General features: G+C 42.1%; 16 protein-coding genes and 1 pseudogene. 16 read left to right on the top strand and 1 reads right to left on the bottom strand.

The window, feature by feature from the left end:
• The first annotated feature begins 61 nt into the window (after nt 1-61).
• The 11 genes from HMPREF1125_RS02790 (at nt 62) to HMPREF1125_RS02740 (ending at nt 12,955) form a co-directional block, all read left to right on the top strand.
• Complete coding sequence (locus HMPREF1125_RS02790; protein WP_000894820.1) at nt 62-544, top strand: acyl-CoA thioesterase; 483 nt, start codon at nt 62-64, stop codon at nt 542-544.
• Between the two features lie 158 nt (nt 545-702).
• A complete protein-coding gene (locus HMPREF1125_RS02785) occupies nt 703-1,683 on the top strand; it encodes an acetylxylan esterase (protein WP_000682264.1) in 981 nt (326 codons plus the stop codon).
• Nucleotides 1,684-2,020: 337 nt separating this feature from the next.
• Complete coding sequence (locus tag HMPREF1125_RS02780; protein ID WP_001108141.1) at nt 2,021-5,302, top strand: SIALI-17 repeat-containing surface protein; 3,282 nt, start codon at nt 2,021-2,023, stop codon at nt 5,300-5,302.
• A gap of 233 nt (nt 5,303-5,535) precedes the next feature.
• Complete coding sequence (locus HMPREF1125_RS02775; protein ID WP_001135660.1) at nt 5,536-6,234, top strand: N-acetylmannosamine-6-phosphate 2-epimerase; 699 nt, start codon at nt 5,536-5,538, stop codon at nt 6,232-6,234.
• A 114-nt stretch (nt 6,235-6,348) separates the two neighbouring features.
• Nucleotides 6,349-7,677, top strand: a complete 1,329-nt coding sequence (locus tag HMPREF1125_RS02770) for an ABC transporter substrate-binding protein (RefSeq protein WP_000672113.1) — start codon at nt 6,349-6,351, stop codon at nt 7,675-7,677.
• A gap of 219 nt (nt 7,678-7,896) precedes the next feature.
• Nucleotides 7,897-8,763, top strand: coding sequence for a carbohydrate ABC transporter permease (locus HMPREF1125_RS02765; protein ID WP_196218619.1), 867 nt, complete (start codon nt 7,897-7,899; stop codon nt 8,761-8,763).
• Between the two features lie 15 nt (nt 8,764-8,778).
• Entirely contained in the window at nt 8,779-9,618 is an 840-nt protein-coding gene (locus tag HMPREF1125_RS02760) for a carbohydrate ABC transporter permease (RefSeq protein ID WP_001183243.1), read from the top strand.
• Between the two features lie 227 nt (nt 9,619-9,845).
• Entirely contained in the window at nt 9,846-10,298 is a 453-nt protein-coding gene (locus HMPREF1125_RS02755) for a YhcH/YjgK/YiaL family protein (protein WP_000575447.1), read from the top strand.
• Nucleotides 10,299-10,318: 20 nt separating this feature from the next.
• Nucleotides 10,319-10,963 carry a YesL family protein gene (locus HMPREF1125_RS02750; protein WP_000057505.1) on the top strand — a complete coding sequence of 215 codons (645 nt, stop codon included), beginning with the start codon at nt 10,319-10,321 and terminating at the stop codon, nt 10,961-10,963.
• Between the two features lie 172 nt (nt 10,964-11,135).
• Nucleotides 11,136-12,053, top strand: coding sequence for a dihydrodipicolinate synthase family protein (locus HMPREF1125_RS02745; protein ID WP_001281490.1), 918 nt, complete (start codon nt 11,136-11,138; stop codon nt 12,051-12,053).
• A 17-nt stretch (nt 12,054-12,070) separates the two neighbouring features.
• Complete coding sequence (locus tag HMPREF1125_RS02740) at nt 12,071-12,955, top strand: ROK family protein (protein WP_000150255.1); 885 nt, start codon at nt 12,071-12,073, stop codon at nt 12,953-12,955.
• A 15-nt stretch (nt 12,956-12,970) separates the two neighbouring features.
• Here the strand turns inward: HMPREF1125_RS02740 and HMPREF1125_RS02735 are convergent, their stop codons facing one another.
• Nucleotides 12,971-13,822, bottom strand: a complete 852-nt coding sequence (locus HMPREF1125_RS02735; protein WP_001039479.1) for a MurR/RpiR family transcriptional regulator — start codon at nt 13,820-13,822, stop codon at nt 12,971-12,973.
• Nucleotides 13,823-14,078: 256 nt separating this feature from the next.
• Between HMPREF1125_RS02735 and pbp2b the strand changes: the two genes are divergently transcribed.
• From pbp2b to HMPREF1125_RS02710, 5 genes and pseudogenes are all read left to right on the top strand, one after another.
• The gene (gene pbp2b / locus HMPREF1125_RS02730) at nt 14,079-16,121 is read left to right on the top strand and encodes a penicillin-binding protein PBP2B (protein WP_001224846.1); all 2,043 of its coding nucleotides are present in this window, start codon (nt 14,079-14,081) and stop codon (nt 16,119-16,121) included.
• Between the two features lie 10 nt (nt 16,122-16,131).
• Nucleotides 16,132-16,728, top strand: coding sequence for a recombination mediator RecR (recR, locus tag HMPREF1125_RS02725; protein ID WP_000966754.1), 597 nt, complete (start codon nt 16,132-16,134; stop codon nt 16,726-16,728).
• 304 nt (nt 16,729-17,032) lie between these two features.
• Complete coding sequence (locus tag HMPREF1125_RS02720; RefSeq protein WP_000509004.1) at nt 17,033-17,308, top strand: hypothetical protein; 276 nt, start codon at nt 17,033-17,035, stop codon at nt 17,306-17,308.
• Nucleotides 17,309-17,311: 3 nt separating this feature from the next.
• A complete protein-coding gene (locus HMPREF1125_RS02715) occupies nt 17,312-17,668 on the top strand; it encodes a hypothetical protein (protein WP_000775061.1) in 357 nt (118 codons plus the stop codon).
• A pseudogene (locus HMPREF1125_RS02710) lies at nt 17,659-18,076 on the top strand (virulence protein); the annotation flags it as partial. The gene HMPREF1125_RS02715 and the pseudogene HMPREF1125_RS02710, both read left to right, overlap by 10 nt.

The following is an 18,076-nucleotide window of genomic DNA, read 5'->3' as shown; positions in this document are numbered from 1 at the left end:
ATTTACTCTTTGACTGAAGCTTGATATAATTGCCCCATCTGAGTAAGGAGGAGTGAAAAGAATGTTAGAAACCAGAGCGATTGCTATCCAAGATAGGTATGGAGAACGATTTCAGCATTGTTGGGGATGTGGTCCCAAGAATGATTTAGGCTTACATTTAAAAACCTATCCAAGTATAGATGGAAAGAGTTGTATTAGTCGGATAAAGCTTGAAAATGCTTATACTGGTGGAGTTCCATCAAATGTCTTTGGAGGAATGATAGCGACTGTTTTTGATTGCCATGGCACGGCCTCAGCAGCTTGGTTTGCCCATCATCAAAAAGGGTTGGAACTGACGGAATCAACTGTGATAGGACGTTTTATTACAGCTCGCTTGGAGATTGATTACCTTAGTCCTAGTCCAATTGAAGATGAAATTGTGGTTACTTCTACTCTGGAGGAATTAGGGGAAAGAAAAGCAATTATTGCTATGGAGATGACAGTGGCTACTAAAGTCCGTGCCAAAGCCAAAATGGTAGCAGTTGCTGTGAAGGATCATATGTAAAACGGAAGATTAGAAGTTTAAGATTTTAAAACTACTTTCAGACGATCAGTTTGAGGGAGGAGAATCTAAAATCACTTTCTGTTTACCATTCTTTCTTGCATTGCTTTCCCAGATATGCTAGAGTTATGATAGCGATTACAAATCAAAAGGAGCATGCTATGAAACATCCAGCTTTGTTAGAAGAAATCAAGACTTATAGAGGGCGAGATGAGGTTCCAGAAGACTTTGATACTTTTTGGGATGGGGAAGTGAAAAAGGTTTCAACTCTTCCAGCCTACCAGTTGGAGGAAAGAGATTTCCATATTCCCCAAGTCAAGTGCTATGAGCTAACCTTTGAAGGAACCAATGAAGGCAAGGTCTACGCACGTGTCGTCCTTCCAAAGAGTGAGGGTAAAGTTCCCCTAATCTTTCACTTTCATGGCTATATGGGACGTGGTTGGGACTGGGCCGACATGCTGGCCTTCACCGTGGCTGATTACGGGGTTGTTTCTATGGATGTTCGAGGCCAATCAGGCTATTCGAAAGACGGCTCGCGCTCTCCGTTAGGAAATACTGTTAAGGGGCATATCATCCGTGGTGCTGTGGAAGGTCGGGAGCATCTCTTTTATAAGGATGTTTATCTGGATATTTACCAGTTGGTTGAAATTATTGCTAGTCTACCTCAGGTGGATGAGAAGCGACTTTCTAGTTATGGTGCCTCACAAGGAGGAGCTTTAGCCCTGGTTGCAGCAGCGCTCAATCCTCGGATTCAGAAAACAGTTGCCATCTATCCCTTCTTGTCTGACTTTAGACGAGTGCTTGAGATTGGCAATACCAGTGAAGCCTATGATGAACTCTTCCGATATTTCAAGTTCCACGATCCCTTCCATGAAACAGAGGAGGAAATTATGGCGACTCTTGCCTATATCGATGTGAAAAATCTTGCCCATCGCATTCAAGGTGAGGTCAAGATGATTACGGGCTTGGACGATGATGTTTGTTATCCTATTACCCAGTTTGCAATTTACAACCGTCTGACCTGTGATAAGGCATATCGCATCATGCCTGAGTATGCCCACGAAGCCATGAATGTTTTTGTTAATGACCAAGTTTATAACTGGCTCTGTGGTAGTGAGATTCCTTTTAAGTACGCAAGATAATGAATGAGAGAGCCCATGAGCTCTCTTTTTTACATCTAAAACCTGAAAGTACTTTTAGAAAATTTAAAATATTAAAATATTCTTAAAAGTAAAATCTATTCTGTGAGAACATAGATATAAATATAAGACTTTATTGTATAATAAAGGAAAAATCACTTGTGAAAGGAGGAAAAATGCTGCTGGGCGCTTAAAGAATGGCTCAGCAGAAAATGGGAGAGGATTGGGAGCTCTCATTGAGTTGGATACTTTCTTGTAAAACTTGTCTCTTGAAGAGACAATAAAAATTTTTAAAGAAAAAAGAAAGCGCTTTATTTTTATGAAAAATGAAAGGACAAACATGAATTACAAATCTTTACATCGGAAACAGCGATACGGAATTCGAAAATTTGCAGTTGGTGCGGCATCGGTAGTGATTGGGACAGTAGTATTTGGAGCAAATCCAGTCTTAGCTCAAGAGCAAGCCAATGCAGCAGGGGCCAATACAGAAACTGTCGAACCTGGTCAAGGATTATCAGAATTGCCAAAAGAAGTGTCCTCGGGAGATCTTGCTCATTTGGATAAGGATTTGGCTGGCAAATTGGCAGCAGCTCAAGACAATGGCGTTGAGGTGGACCAAGATCATTTGAAAAAAAATGAGAGTGCAGAATCAGAAACCCCATCCTCTACGGAAACCCCTGCAGAAGAAGCAAATAAGGAAGAGGAAACAGAAGACCAGGGAGCGCTTCCTCGTGACTATTACTCAAGAGATTTAAAAAATGCTAATCCTGTCCTAGAAAAAGAAGATGTTGAAACCAATGCGGCAAATGGTCAGAGAGTCGATTTATCAAGTGAACTAGACAAACTAAAGCAACTAAAAAATGCTACAGTTCACATGGAGTTCAAACCAGATGCATCAGCTCCACGCTTTTACAATCTCTTCTCGGTATCCAGTGACACCAAGGAAAATGAGTACTTTACTATGTCGGTCCTTGATAATACAGCTCTTATTGAAGGGCGTGGCGCTAACGGGGAGCAGTTCTATGATAAATATACGGATGCCCCTTTACAAGTACGTCCTGGCCAGTGGAATTCAGTGACTTTCACAGTTGAAAAACCGACAGCAGAACTACCTAAAGGTCGAGTGCGCCTCTACGTGAACGGGGTATTATCTCGAACAAGTCTCAAATCTGGTAACTTCATTAAAGATATGCCAGATGTTAATCAAGCTCAACTTGGAGCAACCAAACGGGGCAATAAAACAGTTTGGGCATCAAACCTACAAGTTCGAAACCTAACTGTTTATGATCGTGCTTTAAGCCCAGATGAAGTTCAAACACGGAGTCAACTATTTGAAAGAGGTGATTTGGAGAAGAAACTTCCAGAAGGTGCGAAAATATCTGAGAAAGAAGACGTCTTTGAAGGCGGAATGAACAACAAACCAAATAAAGATGGAATCAAGAGTTATCGTATTCCAGCTCTGCTCAAGACAGATAAAGGAACTTTAATCGCTGGTGCAGATGAACGCCGTCTTCATTCGAGTGACTGGGGTGATATCGGCATGGTCATCAGACGCAGTGAAGATAATGGTAAAACTTGGGGAGATCGAGTAACTATTACCAACCTACGTGACAATCCAAAGGCTTCTGATCCATCAATCGGTTCACCAGTGAATATCGATATGACCTTGACTCAAGATCCTGAAACCAAACGCATCTTTGCCATTTATGACATGTTCCCAGAAGGAAAAGGAATCTTTGGAATGTCTTCGCAAAAAGAAGAAGCCTACAAAGAAATCGATGGAAAAACCTATCAAATCCTCTATCGTGAAGGAGAAAAGGGAGCCTATACCATTCGAGAAAATGGGACTGTCTATACACCGGATGGCAAGGCGACAGACTACCGTGTTGTTGTAGATCCTGTTAAACCAGCCTATAGCGACAAGGGTGATCTATACAAGGGTGACCAACTACTAGGCAATATCTACTTCACCACAAATAAAACTTCCCCATTTAGAATTGCCAAGGATAGCTATCTATGGATGTCCTATAGTGATGACGACGGGAAGACATGGTCAGCGCCTCAAGACATTACTCCGATGGTCAAAGCCGATTGGATGAAATTCTTGGGTGTAGGTCCTGGAGTGGGAATTACCCTTCGTACTGGACCACATAAAGGTCGGATTGTCGTTCCTGTCTATACGACTAACCGTACCAACCACCTCAATGGTTCCCAATCATCTCGAATCATCTACTCTGACGATCATGGTAAGACATGGCATATGGGTGGTGGTGTCAATGACAATCGTAAACTTTATGATGGTACCGTGGTTGATTCAAGCACCATGAACAATTATTATGCTCAAAATACCGAAGCTTCAGTTGTTCAGTTAAACAATGGTGATCTCAAACTCTTTATGCGTGGATTGACAGGAGATTTACAGGTTGCAACCAGTCATGATGGTGGTCTAACTTGGGACAATAACGTTGATCGCTACGATGTACCAGATGTTTATGTCCAAATGGCCGCGACTCATACGGTTCAAAATGGTAAAGAGTATATTCTCTTGGCGAATGCAAACGGTCCAGGTCGTAAAAATGGTTATATTCGAGTGGCTCGTGTTGAAGAAGATGGCCAGTTAACTTGGTTGCACCATCATTTGATTCAGGAAGGAGAATATGCTTATAACTCTCTCCAACAAATTGGACCAGATGAATTTGGACTTTTATATGAACACCATGCTCCTGGAGGAGTTCCGTACACACTTTCCTTTAAGAAATTTAACTGGGATTTCTTGACTAAGGAAAGAATTTCTCCTAAAGAAGCAAAAGTAAAATATGCTATCCAAAAATGGCCAGGTATCATTGCCATGGAGTTCGATTCGGAAGTATTGGTGAACAAGGCACCAACCCTTCAATTGGCAAATGGCAAGACAGCAACCTTTATGACTCAGTACGATTCAAAAACCCTTCTATTTACAGTGGATCCAGAGGATATGGGGCAAAGGATTACAGGTCTAGCTGAGGGTGCAATTGAAAGTATGCATAATTTACCAGTATCTTTAGCTGGCTCTAAACTAAGCGATGGTATTAATGGCAGTGAAGCTGCTATCCATGAGGTTCCAGAGTTTACAGGGGGCGTTAATGCAGAAGAAGCCGCTGTGGCAGAGATACCAGAGTACACAGGCTCATTAGCAACAGTAGGAGAAGAGCCGGCTCCAACGGTAGAAAAACCGGAATTCGCAGGAGGCGTTAATGCTGTTGAGGCAGCAGTCCATGAGATTCCAGAGTTCAAGGGTGGTGTCAATGCAGTTCAAGCAGCTTCAAATGAGCTTCCTGAATATAGCGGAGGTGCTAACTTTGTCTTGGCAGCTTCAAATGACCTGCCAGAGTATAAGGGTGGTGTCAATGGCGCTGAGGCAGCAATCCATGAAGTGCCAGAGTACAAGGGAGAAACCAATCTAGTATTGGCAGCTGCAGACAATAAACTATCTCTAGGACAAGATATGACCTATCAAGCTCCAGCAGCTAAACAAGATGAACTTCCAAATACGGGAAGCAAGGAAACAAGTTCACTGCTTTCCCTTGGACTTGCAGGCGTACTTTTATCACTCTTTGCGTTTGGAAAGAAGAGAAAAGAATAATAAGCAAAAGCTATTATAGCAAGTCTCAGAAGAGATAGCAGATTTTCAAGCCTGCTATCTTTTTTGATGACATTCAGGTTGATTAGAAATCATAAGATGTCTGAAACTACTTTCAGGATAGTCTGTTCTATAAAATACTTTTGAAACTGAAATCTATTCTACCACAAGCTATTGAAAGCGCTTAACAAATAATATATAATAAGCCCATAAGAACAAGAAAGGGAGGAAAGAGGATGCCACAGATCAGCAAAGAAGCCTTGATTGAACAAATCAAAGATGGAATCATTGTCTCTTGCCAGGCACTTCCTCACGAACCGCTTTATACAGAAGCGGGAGGAGTCATTCCCTTGCTAGTCAAAGCGGCTGAGCAAGGTGGAGCAGTCGGTATCCGAGCAAACAGTGTTCGCGATATCAAGGAGATCAAGGAGGTTACGAAACTCCCAATTATCGGAATCATCAAACGTGACTATCCGCCACAGGAGCCCTTCATTACAGCTACGATGAGAGAAGTTGATGAACTGGCTGAACTAGATATTGAGGTCATTGCTCTGGATTGTACCAAACGTGAACGTTACGATGGTTTGGAAATCCAAGACTTTATCCGACAAGTCAAAGAAAAATATCCGCATCAACTCTTGATGGCTGATACCAGCACGTTTGAAGAAGGAATTGCAGCGGTTGAAGCAGGTGTTGATTTTGTTGGAACAACCCTATCAGGTTATACCTCTTATAGTCCGAAAGTAGATGGTCCAGACTTTGAACTGATCAAAAAACTGTGTGAAGCAGGTGTGGATGTCATCGCTGAAGGGAAGATTCACACACCAGAACAAGCCAAGCAAATCCTTGAATATGGAGTGCGAGGTATCGTTGTTGGTGGAGCTATTACTAGACCAAAAGAGATTACGGAACGCTTTGTTGCCGGTCTTAAATAACACAATCTCAAAACAGAGGAGAGTGGTCGATGCGTCGGAGAAAATGAAAACGTATACAAATATAAACTTGCTCATTATCCAATATGGATACGCTTATCAATTAGGAGAATACAAATGAAATTTAGAAAACTAGCTTGTACAGTACTTGCGGGTGCTGCGATTCTTGGCCTTGCTGCTTGTGGTAACTCTGGTGGAAGTAAAGATGCTGGAAATTCTGGTAGCGATAGCGGAAAAACAGAAATCACTTGGTGGGCATTCCCAGTCTTCACACAAGAAAAAACGGGTGATGGTGTTGGAACTTATGAAAAATCAATCATCGAAGCGTTTGAAAAAGCAAATCCAGATGTAAAAGTGAAATTGGAAACCATTGACTTCAAGTCAGGTCCTGAAAAGATCACAACAGCCATCGAAGCAGGAACAGCGCCAGACGTACTCTTTGACGCGCCAGGACGTATCATCCAATACGGTAAAAATGGTAAATTGGTTGAGTTGAACGACCTCTTCACAGACGAATTCGTCAAAGATGTGAACAACGAAAACATCGTACAAGCAAGTAAGGCTGGAGACAAAGCTTACATGTATCCAATCAGTTCAGCACCATTCTATATGGCAATGAACAAGAAAATGTTGGAAGATGCTGGAGTTGCAAACCTTGTAAAAGAAGGTTGGACAACTGATGACTTTGAAAAAGTTTTGAAAGCGCTTAAAGATAAAGGATATACACCAGGTTCATTGTTCAGTTCTGGTCAAGGGGGAGACCAAGGAACACGTGCCTTCATTGCAAACCTTTATGGCGGTTCTGTAACAGACAAAGACGTAACCAAATATACAACAGACGATCCTAAATTCGTCAAAGGTCTTGAAAAAGCTGCTAGCTGGATTAAAGACGGTTTGTTGAACAACGGTTCACAATTTGACGGTGGAGCAGATATCCAAAACTTTGCCAACGGTCAAACTTCATACACAATCCTTTGGGCGCCAGCTCAAAACGGTATCCAAGCGAAACTCTTGGAAGCAAGTAAGGTAGATGTGGTAGAAGTACCATTCCCATCAGACTCTGGTAAACCATCTCTTGAATACCTTGTAAACGGATTTGCAGTATTTAATAACAAAGACGATAAGAAAGTCGCAGCTGCTAAGAAATTCGTTCAATTCATCGCAGATGACAAAGAATGGGGTCCTAAAGACGTAGTTCGTACAGGTGCCTTCCCAGTTCGTACTTCATTTGGTAAACTTTATGAAGACAAACGTATGGAAACAATCAGTGGCTGGACTAAATACTACTCACCATACTACAACACTATCGATGGATTTGCTGAAATGAGAACACTTTGGTTCCCAATGTTGCAATCTGTATCAAATGGTGACGAAAAACCAGCGGATGCTTTGAAATCCTTCACTGAAAAAGCTAACGAAACAATCAAAAAAGCTACAAAACAATAAGCACTAAGTCAGATTGATTCCCCCCTTTTCCCTGTGCACTATGGTGTAAGAAAAGGGGGACTTTTGTTTGAAATGGTAGGAACTGTCACGAAATTAAAATGAAGTTCTTACATAAGCGAATCTTAAAAAATTTCATTTTGGTTTTAAAACAGTTCAAGAAAATCAAAAACTATTCTATTTGAAAGAGAGGTGCCGACTGTGAAAGTCAATAAAATTCGTATGCGGGAAACAGTGATTTCCTATGCTTTCCTAGCACCAGTATTATTCTTCTTTGTGATCTTCGTCTTGGCTCCTATGATTATGGGATTCATTACAAGTTTCTTTAACTACTCCATGACCAGCTTTGAGTTTGTTGGCTTGGATAACTACATTCGCATGTTTAAAGACCCTGTCTTTACCAAGTCTTTGATCAATACTGTTATCCTAGTTATTGGATCAGTTCCGATTGTTGTACTCTTCTCGCTCTTTGTAGCATCTCAAACCTATCATCAAAATGCTATTGCTCGATCTTTCTATCGTTTCGTCTTCTTCCTACCGGTTGTAACAGGTAGTGTTGCCGTAACGGTTGTATGGAAATGGATCTATGACCCTCTATCAGGGATTTTGAACTTTGTCCTTAAGTCAAGCCATGTCATCAGCCAAAACATTTCTTGGTTGGGTGATAAAAACTGGGCTTTGCTAGCGATTATGATCATCCTTTTGACAACATCTGTTGGTCAACCGATTATCCTTTATATCGCTGCTATGGGAAATATTGACAACTCACTTGTTGAAGCAGCGCGTGTTGATGGTGCGACTGAGTTCCAAGTGTTCTGGAAGATCAAATGGCCTAGCCTTCTTCCAACAACTCTTTACATCGCAATTATTACGACTATCAACTCATTCCAATGTTTCGCCTTGATTCAGCTCTTGACATCTGGTGGTCCAAACTACTCAACAAGTACCTTGATGTACTATCTTTACGAAAAAGCCTTCCAATTGACAGAATACGGCTATGCAAACACTATCGGTGTATTCTTGGCAGTGATGATTGCCATTGTCAGCTTTGCTCAATTCAAGATCCTCGGAAATGACGTAGAATACTAAAGAAAGGAGACAGTTATGCAACCTACACAAAAGAAACCTTTAACAGCTTTCACTGTTATTTCAACGATTATCTTGCTCTTGTTGACCGTACTGTTCATCTTTCCATTCTACTGGATCTTGACAGGGGCCTTCAAATCACAGCCTGATACCATTATGATTCCACCACAGTGGTTCCCTAAAATGCCAACCATGGAGAACTTCCAACAACTCATGGTGCAAAACCCTGCTATGCAGTGGATGTGGAACTCTGTATTTATCTCACTGGTAACCATGTTCTTAGTCTGTGCAACCTCTTCTTTAGCAGGTTATGTCTTGGCTAAAAAACGTTTCTATGGTCAGCGCATTCTCTTTGCAGTCTTTATCGCTGCCATGGCTCTTCCAAAACAAGTTGTCCTTGTACCATTGGTACGTATCGTCAACTTCATGGGAATTCACGATACACTTTGGGCAGTGATTTTGCCTTTGATCGGATGGCCATTCGGGGTTTTCCTCATGAAACAATTCAGTGAAAATATCCCTACAGAATTGCTTGAATCAGCTAAAATCGACGGTTGTGGTGAGATTCGTACTTTCTGGAGCGTAGCCTTCCCTATTGTGAAGCCAGGATTTGCGGCCCTTGCAATCTTTACCTTCATCAATACTTGGAACGACTACTTCATGCAGTTGGTAATGTTGACTTCACGTCAGAACTTGACTATCTCACTTGGGGTTGCGACCATGCAGGCTGAAATGGCAACCAACTATGGTTTGATCATGGCGGGTGCAGCTCTTGCAGCCGTGCCAATCGTAACAGTCTTCCTTGTCTTCCAAAAATCCTTTACACAGGGTATTACTATGGGAGCGGTCAAAGGATAATACTCTTCGAAAATCAAATTCAGACAAGGTCAGCGTTACCTTGCCATACTTAAGTATTGCTTGCGGTTAGCTTCCTAGTCTGTTCTTCCATTTTCATTGAGTATAAGAGAATACAGAGTTATAAGTGTCTACAAAATGTTGGGTATTTGCTTACCTTAGAGATTTTGTCAGACACTTATAAACTTAATCTATGATTTTAGTTAACTATCAGAAACGAAGGAAACAGTATGATTTTTGACGATTTGAAAAACATCACCTTTTACAAAGGGATTCATCCCAATTTAGATAAGGCTATCGACTATCTCTATCAGCACCGTAAGGATTCTTTCGAACTAGGTAAGTATGAGATTGACGGGGACAAGGTCTTTCTAGTTGTTCAGGAAAATGTCCTTAATCAAGCTGAAAATGATCAATTTGAACACCATAAGAACTATGCAGACTTGCATTTGCTGGTAGAAGGACATGAATATTCGAGCTACGGTTCACGTATCAAAGACGAGGCGGTAGCATTCGATGAAGCGAGTGACATTGGTTTTGTCCATTGTCATGAAGGCTACCCGCTATTGCTGGGCTATCACAATTTTGCGATTTTCTTCCCTGGAGAACCGCACCAGCCAAATGGCTATGCAGGTATGGAAGAGAAGGTTCGCAAATATCTCTTTAAAATTTTGATTGATTAAAAGAATCAGGAGGAGCAAACATGGCACAAAAAGGAGTAAGCCTAATCAAGGCAGCATTTGATACAGATAATTTTCTCATGCGTTTCAGTGAGAAGGTCTTGGATATCGTCACAGTCAATCTTCTTTTTGTCGTCTCTTGTTTGCCCATTGTGACGATTGGAGTGGCGAAAATCAGCCTCTATGAAACCATGTTTGAGATTAAGAGAAGCAGACGGGTACCAGTCTTTAGAACCTATCTGAGAGCTTTCAAGCAAAATCTGAAACTGGGTCTTCAGTTGGGTCTGTTAGAGTTGGGCATTGTGCCATTAAGCCTTCTAGATCTCTATCTCTTCTGGGGGCAGACAGCTTTGCCTTTCCAGATTGTGAAAGCTATTTGTTTGGGGATTCTCATTTTCCTCACTCTCGTGATGCTGGCTAGCTATCCCATCGCTGCGCGCTATGATTTGTCTTGGAAAGAAGTGCTGCAAAAAGGGCTTATCTTGGCAAGCTTTAACTTTCCATGGTTTTTCCTCATGTTAGCCATTCTCTTTCTCATAGTGATGGTTCTTTATCTATCCGCCTTCACTCTCCTTTTGGGTGGGTCAGCCTTTATCCTCTTTGGCTTTGGTTTGCTAGTCTTTCTCCAAGCAGGATTGATGGAGAAAATTTTCGCCAAATACCAGTAGGATGGCTTGTTTCTGAAACTACTTTCAATCGTTACAGTTTCTAAAATTCAAGTAGAAACTAAAATCTAAGTGTATACAAGATATTGAAAGCGATTTTCACAAGGTGTATACTAAACTTGTAAAAAATAGAACTGCTCTCAGCAGAAAAAAAAGAAATCTTAGGAGAAAATCTATGTCAGATTTGAAGAAATACGAAGGTGTCATTCCAGCCTTCTACGCATGTTATGATGATCAAGGAGAAGTCAGTCCAGAGCGTACACGCGCCTTGGTTCAATACTTCATTGATAAAGGTGTTCAAGGTCTCTATGTCAATGGTTCTTCTGGTGAATGTATCTACCAAAGTGTAGAGGACCGCAAGTTGATTTTGGAAGAAGTCATGGCAGTTGCCAAAGGAAAATTGACTATCATTGCTCACGTAGCTTGCAACAATACCAAAGATAGTATGGAGCTTGCTCGCCACGCGGAAAGTTTGGGTGTAGATGCCATTGCAACGATTCCGCCGATTTACTTCCGCTTACCAGAATACTCAGTTGCTAAATACTGGAACGATATCAGTTCTGCAGCTCCAAATACAGACTACGTTATCTACAATATTCCTCAGTTAGCAGGTGTTGCTTTGACTCCAAGCCTTTATACTGAAATGTTGAAAAATCCACGTGTTATTGGTGTTAAGAACTCTTCTATGCCAGTTCAAGATATCCAAACCTTTGTCAGCCTTGGTGGAGAAGATCATATCGTATTCAATGGTCCAGATGAACAGTTCCTAGGTGGCCGTCTCATGGGTGCCAAAGCTGGTATTGGTGGTACTTACGGCGCGATGCCAGAACTCTTCTTGAAACTCAATGAGTTGATTGCTGAGAAAGACTTGGAAACAGCGCGTGAATTGCAATACGCTATCAATGCAATCATTGGTAAATTGACTGCTGCACATGGAAATATGTACGGTGTCATCAAAGAAGTCTTGAAAATCAATGAAGGACTTAACATTGGATCAGTTCGTTCACCATTGACGCCAGTGACTGAAGAAGATCGTCCAGTTGTAGAAGCAGCTGCAGCCTTGATTCGTGAAACCAAGGAGCGCTTCCTCTAATCCATAAGGAGGTATTTATGACACACTACGTTGCAATTGATATCGGTGGAACCAATATCAAATATGGCTTGATTGACCAAGAAGGCCAACTTGTTGAATCGCATGAAATGCCAACCGAGGCGCATAAAGGTGGACCCCATATCTTACAAAAGACAAAAGATATTGTAGCCAGCTATTTAGAAAAAGGCCCAGTAGCAGGTGTTGCCATTTCTTCAGCAGGAATGGTGGATCCAGATAAGGGTGAGATTTTCTACGCTGGTCCTCAGATTCCCAACTATGCAGGGACCCAGTTCAAGAGGGAAATTGAGACGAGCTTTGCGATTCCTTGTGAGATTGAAAATGATGTCAACTGTGCAGGCCTTGCTGAGGCAGTATCTGGTTCAGGCAAGGGAGCGAGTGTCACACTTTGCTTGACCATTGGAACAGGTATCGGTGGTTGCTTGATTATGGATGGGAAAGTTTTCCATGGATTTAGCAACTCAGCCTGCGAAGTCGGTTATATGCATATGCAGGATGGAGCTTTTCAGGATCTTGCTTCTACGACAGCCTTGGTGGACTATGTGGCAGCAGCTCATGGTGATCCAGTTGATCAGTGGAATGGCCGACGCATCTTTAAGGAAGCTACCGAAGGAAACAAAATCTGTATGGCTGGTATTGACCGTATGGTAGACTATCTAGGAAAAGGTCTGGCAAATATTTGCTATGTTGCCAATCCAGAAGTAGTCATTCTCGGTGGCGGTATCATGGGGCAAGAGGCTATCCTCAAACCGAAGATCCGCACAGCCTTAAAAGATGCCTTGGTACCAAGTCTAGCCGAAAAAACACGATTAGAATTTGCCCATCACCAAAATACAGCAGGGATGTTGGGAGCCTATTATCATTTCAAGACAAAACAATCCTAGTTTGGTTCAACCAAACTAGGATTTTCTAACGCGTTTTTGTCTACGATAGCCATTGAGTTTTTTATTTTCCCAATAGCTATTAAAGATTTTCTCCTTGCTTTCACGATTGATTTCCAAAAAGTAGGCATAAACCAAATCTATAAGGAAGAGCATGGGGAGTTGAGCGGATATCCGTTGAATGTAGGAAGGCTGGCTGTGGCTGGCAACAAGAACGGTTTCTGTATAGGCCTGACTATTTTTGTTTGGAGCGCTGGTAAAGAGGATGGTCTTGGCCCCCATCTCTTTTGCGTCTAATAGACTGTCTAAAATAGAAGGAGTTGTACCAGAAAGTGAGAAACCGAGTACTAGACAATTTTCATCCATGATGCTGGTCGTCCATGCAAAGCCGTCCTGATCGGTTAAGGCCTCACAGACCACACCCAGACGCATGAAACGCAATTTCATTTCACGAGCGACAAGACCGGAACTACCTGTTCCAAAGAAGTAGACACGCTCAGCATCTTCGATTAACTGGGCGACGCGTTCCAGTTGTTCTTCGTCAATCAAATCCTGCGTTTGTTCTCGCATGATACTGTAGCTTCGTAAAACACGTTTGGTCAAAGGACTGTGTTTGTGCGAATGAGTGTCCGGTTTACTAGCCTGATGCTGGTATTGAAAGACGAACTCTCGGTAGCCTGTAAAACCACACTTTTTGGCAAAGCGGGTCAAGGCTGCTTGGGAGATATGTAATTTCTGGGTAACTTGCTGAGAAGAGAGATCATCTTGGATCGTTTCAGCTTGCAAAAAATAGCGAGCGATTTCTTGCTCGAGCTCGGTTAATTCTTCAAAATGGAGGTCGATTATGGTTGCGATGTCTGGCTTGTTCATGAGGCTCCTTTTTATGAGTCAAGGTCTTAAAGGTTAACGCTTTCCTAACTATTACTATCATTATATCATAGAAGTTAGGATAACCAAATAAAAAGGCATTTTCGGTTGAAAGTCAAAAAATGCTTCGACTTTTCCAAGAGTTTCTCCGTAAAATATGGTACAATGAAATGTACTGAACATCACCTGTTTGCTCTATTATTTTATATGTAAATAAAGGTGAAAATCGGAAATTTTTCTAGAAAAGAGTCTTAGTTGTATGAGAAAATTCAATAGCCATTCGATTCCTATTCGGCTTAATTTACTGTTTGCCATTGTTATCCTGTTGTTTATGGCCATTATTGGTCGTTTGTTATACATGCAGGTGCTCAATAAAGATTTCTATGAAACAAAATTGGCTTCAGCCAGCCAGACAAGGGTAACAACCAGTTCAGCTCGTGGACAGATCTATGATGCATCAGGGAAACCCTTGGTAGAAAACACTGTCAAGCAAGTTGTTTCTTTCACACGAAACAATAAAATGACAGCAGCTGAATTGAAGGAGACAGCCAAGAAACTTCTCACATATGTGAATGTGACCTCCCCTAATTTGACAGACCGTCAGATTGCAGACTACTACTTGGCGGATCAGGACGTTTACAAAAAAACAGTCGAATCCTTGCCAAGTGATAAACGCCTAGATTCAGATGGAAACCGCTTATCTGAAGCGACTCTCTACAATAATGCAGTTGAAAGTATTGACGTGAGTCAACTCAATTATACAGATGACCAGAAAAAGGAAATCTATCTCTTTAGTCAGCTCAATGCCGTTGAAAATTTTGCGACGGGCACCATTTCTACGGATGCCTTGAATGATACCCAAGTTGCTCTCGTTGCATCAGCATCCAAGGAATTACCAGGTATCAGTATTTCAACCTCATGGGATAGAAAAGTCCTAGACACTTCTTTGTCTTCAATTGTAGGTAGTGTATCAAGTGAAAAATCCGGTCTTCCAGCAGAGGAAGTGGACGCTTATTTGAAAAAAGGGTATTCTCTCAATGACCGAGTGGGAACTTCCTATCTTGAAAAGCAATATGAAGATGTTCTTCAAGGCAAACGCTCCGTCAAGGAAATCCACCTAGACAAACACGGAAATATGGAAAGTGTAGAAAATGTCGAAGAAGGAAGCAAAGGAAACAACATCAAACTAACGATTGACCTAACTTTCCAGAATGGTGTAGATGACCTACTTAAGAGCTACTTCAACTCAGAGTTGGGTAACGGTGGAGCTAAATACTCTGAAGGAGTCTACGCTGTAGCCCTCAATCCTAAAACCGGTGCGGTTCTAGCGATGTCGGGTGTCAAGCATGATGTCGAATCCGGTGAATTAAGTTCAGATTCGCTTGGAACGATAACCAATGTCTTTGTACCAGGATCTGTCGTTAAGGCGGCAACCCTTAGCTCTGGTTGGGAAAATGGGGTCTTGTCAGGCAATCAAACCTTGACAGATCAGCCGATTGTTTTCCAAGGTTCGGCTCCTATCAATTCATGGTATACCTTATCCTATGGCTCCTTCCCTATCACAGCAGTTGAAGCTTTGGAGTACTCTTCTAATACCTACATGGTTCAGACTGCGCTAGGGATTATGGGGCAGACCTATCAGCCAAATATGATAGTCGCAACTGATCAGTTAGAAACTGCAATGGGCAAATTGCGATCAACCTTTGGGGAATATGGACTCGGAGCTTCAACAGAGATTGACCTCCCAGATGAATCTACAGGATTTACACCAAAAGAATTTGATTTGGCCAACTATATTAATAACGCCTTTGGCCAGTTTGACAACTACACACCTATGCAGTTAGCCCAGTATGTCGCAACCATTGCAAACAATGGCGTACGATTGGCTCCTCACATCGTTGAGGGAGTTTATGGAAACAATGAACAAGGGGGCTTAGGCAATCTAGTTCAAGAAACAGCCACCAAGGAACTGAACAAGATCAATATCTCAGAAGCTGATATGGCTCTCTTGCACCAAGGTTTCTATCAAGTTTCGCATGGAACGAGCGCTCTGACAACTGGTCGTGCCTTTTCAAATGGCGCAGCCGTTTCCATCAGCGGGAAAACGGGGACAGCCGAAAGTTACGTCAATGGCGGTCAAAAGGCCAATAATACCAACGCAGTTGCTTATGCACCAACCGATAATCCTCAAATAGCGGTCGCAGTCGTCTTCCCTCACAACACCAACCTAACAAATGGTGTCGGACCTTCAATTGCGCGTGATATCATCAATCTTTATAATCAACAACATCCAATGAATTAGAAAGGAACTTATGCTGTATCCAACACCTATTGCCAAGCTGATTGATAGCTATTCGAAGCTTCCAGGTATCGGAATCAAAACGGCTACCCGTCTCGCCTTCTATACCATTGGAATGTCTGATGACGATGTCAATGAATTTGCCAAAAACCTTCTATCTGCCAAGCGGGAATTGACCTATTGTTCCATCTGTGGTCGCTTGACGGATGATGATCCCTGCTCTATCTGCACAGATCCGACTCGAGACCAGACAACGATCTTGGTGCTAGAGGATAGTCGCGATGTGGCTGCTATGGAAAATATCCAAGAATACCACGGACTCTATCATGTCTTGCACGGTCTCATTTCTCCTATGAATGGTATCAGTCCAGACGATATCAATCTCAAGAGCCTCATGACCCGTCTCATGGATAGTGAGGTTTCAGAGGTAATCGTGGCAACCAATGCGACAGCAGATGGGGAAGCGACGTCTATGTACCTCTCTCGTTTGCTCAAACCAGCTGGTATCAAGGTCACTCGCCTAGCACGAGGCCTAGCCGTGGGAGCAGATATCGAGTATGCGGATGAGGTCACACTCTTACGAGCCATTGAAAATCGGACAGAGTTGTAGGAGTCAGTAAAAACGTAGCTCATTTTGACGTATAAGACAAGCCCTAGGAATTCTTCTTAGGGTTTTGTTTTTTTCTGTTTCTCACAAAGGGAGGACAAACCTTGCTAATAAAACTACTCAAACTATAAGGAATCAGAAAGAGGATCTCCAAAATCATTAATGCCGCCTTTGTCAAACTCATTCACCGAATGATAGAGTTTATTCTAAGGAGATGAGCGCATTTTCCCTTAGGATTTGTTTTGAAATCGTACTATTTTTGTGTTATGATATGGTCAATATATAATTAATAAGGGGAGTTTGAAGTATGGGTGGGAAGATAAAATCCAGCACGATAGCAGCAGAGGCAGCTATTAATGAGTTGGTCGGGTATGACACGAGCAACAAGCAAAATCAGCAGGTAGAATTTTCACATACTTCTGAAATTGCTGGGATGGAAGCTGGACGTCAGGCCTGCAATCAAATGCTTCAGGCGGTCAGTGATTTTAGTTCAGCTGTTTTGACCCAAGCAAATAAGTTTCCAGAAATTGCTCATAGGATTGAAAAACGTGATATAGAGCAATCTAAGAGATGGAGTCACTAAGGAATGGCAGATAGAAATGAAGAAAAGCGCACAGAAATTTGGCGTAAGATTGTTAAAATAGAAGATAAGGAAGACAGACTCCGAGCAACTAAAAAGCAATATGAACAGCAGTTGACAAACTTTTACTCGGATATTCAGAGCATTCACCATCGCATGGTAAATCTATTGTCTCTCTCACCCAGTTCTCGTCAAGTGATAGAGCAAATCGAAAGTGATAATAGAACCATTCAGCGACAGGTCAACTCTTATGTAGAGGAGGAACTGGATGCCTTGGAAAAACAAACGAAGAAGGCTCGTCGGTCTTTCGATGAAGCCAGAGAAGAACTGATAGCGGAAAGGAATCGGCTACCATGGGAGTAAAATACAGCGCACAAGAATCCCAAGAATTGATTCAGGCCATGACCAACAACCTCCAAGTCGCAAATGAAGTCACAGACCGCTTATCTAGTGGATGTGACCACCTGATTTCCTCTTTAGACTCAGGTGAGCTGTCAGGAGCAGCCTACACAGCTGGCAAAGGTGTCTTTACAGACATTATCATCCCCAGCATCAAGAAGTTACAAGAAGCGGTAGACGATATCCAACTAGAGTTGACTTCCTACAAGAATGTGGATGCTCAGGTCTCTGGATATGGTGATTTGGACCTAGATCAGCTCAAGGAACTAAAAAAATTGAGGGAAGAGCAGTTAACTATCGTAGAAGCTCAGATTCAAGTGAGGGAGAACTGGCTAAATCAAATCACAGACCTCTTTAGTCTCAATTGGGGGA

Origin of the sequence: Streptococcus oralis SK304, from assembly GCF_000287715.1 — a bacterium.
GTDB lineage: Bacteria > Bacillota > Bacilli > Lactobacillales > Streptococcaceae > Streptococcus > Streptococcus oralis_Y.
Note: the sequence above shows the minus strand (reverse complement) of the source record. Positions and strands in the feature narration are given on the sequence as shown.

Coding starts and splice junctions, on each gene's coding strand:
- HMPREF1125_RS02790 (WP_000894820.1), top strand. CDS start 62: ATGTTAGAAACCAGAGCGATTGCTATCCAAGATAGGTATGGAGAACGA.
- HMPREF1125_RS02785 (WP_000682264.1), top strand. CDS start 703: ATGAAACATCCAGCTTTGTTAGAAGAAATCAAGACTTATAGAGGGCGA.
- HMPREF1125_RS02780 (WP_001108141.1), top strand. CDS start 2,021: ATGAATTACAAATCTTTACATCGGAAACAGCGATACGGAATTCGAAAA.
- HMPREF1125_RS02775 (WP_001135660.1), top strand. CDS start 5,536: ATGCCACAGATCAGCAAAGAAGCCTTGATTGAACAAATCAAAGATGGA.
- HMPREF1125_RS02770 (WP_000672113.1), top strand. CDS start 6,349: ATGAAATTTAGAAAACTAGCTTGTACAGTACTTGCGGGTGCTGCGATT.
- HMPREF1125_RS02765 (WP_196218619.1), top strand. CDS start 7,897: ATGCGGGAAACAGTGATTTCCTATGCTTTCCTAGCACCAGTATTATTC.
- HMPREF1125_RS02760 (WP_001183243.1), top strand. CDS start 8,779: ATGCAACCTACACAAAAGAAACCTTTAACAGCTTTCACTGTTATTTCA.
- HMPREF1125_RS02755 (WP_000575447.1), top strand. CDS start 9,846: ATGATTTTTGACGATTTGAAAAACATCACCTTTTACAAAGGGATTCAT.
- HMPREF1125_RS02750 (WP_000057505.1), top strand. CDS start 10,319: ATGGCACAAAAAGGAGTAAGCCTAATCAAGGCAGCATTTGATACAGAT.
- HMPREF1125_RS02745 (WP_001281490.1), top strand. CDS start 11,136: ATGTCAGATTTGAAGAAATACGAAGGTGTCATTCCAGCCTTCTACGCA.
- HMPREF1125_RS02740 (WP_000150255.1), top strand. CDS start 12,071: ATGACACACTACGTTGCAATTGATATCGGTGGAACCAATATCAAATAT.
- HMPREF1125_RS02735 (WP_001039479.1), bottom strand. CDS start 13,822: ATGAACAAGCCAGACATCGCAACCATAATCGACCTCCATTTTGAAGAA.
- pbp2b (WP_001224846.1), top strand. CDS start 14,079: ATGAGAAAATTCAATAGCCATTCGATTCCTATTCGGCTTAATTTACTG.
- recR (WP_000966754.1), top strand. CDS start 16,132: ATGCTGTATCCAACACCTATTGCCAAGCTGATTGATAGCTATTCGAAG.
- HMPREF1125_RS02720 (WP_000509004.1), top strand. CDS start 17,033: ATGGGTGGGAAGATAAAATCCAGCACGATAGCAGCAGAGGCAGCTATT.
- HMPREF1125_RS02715 (WP_000775061.1), top strand. CDS start 17,312: ATGGCAGATAGAAATGAAGAAAAGCGCACAGAAATTTGGCGTAAGATT.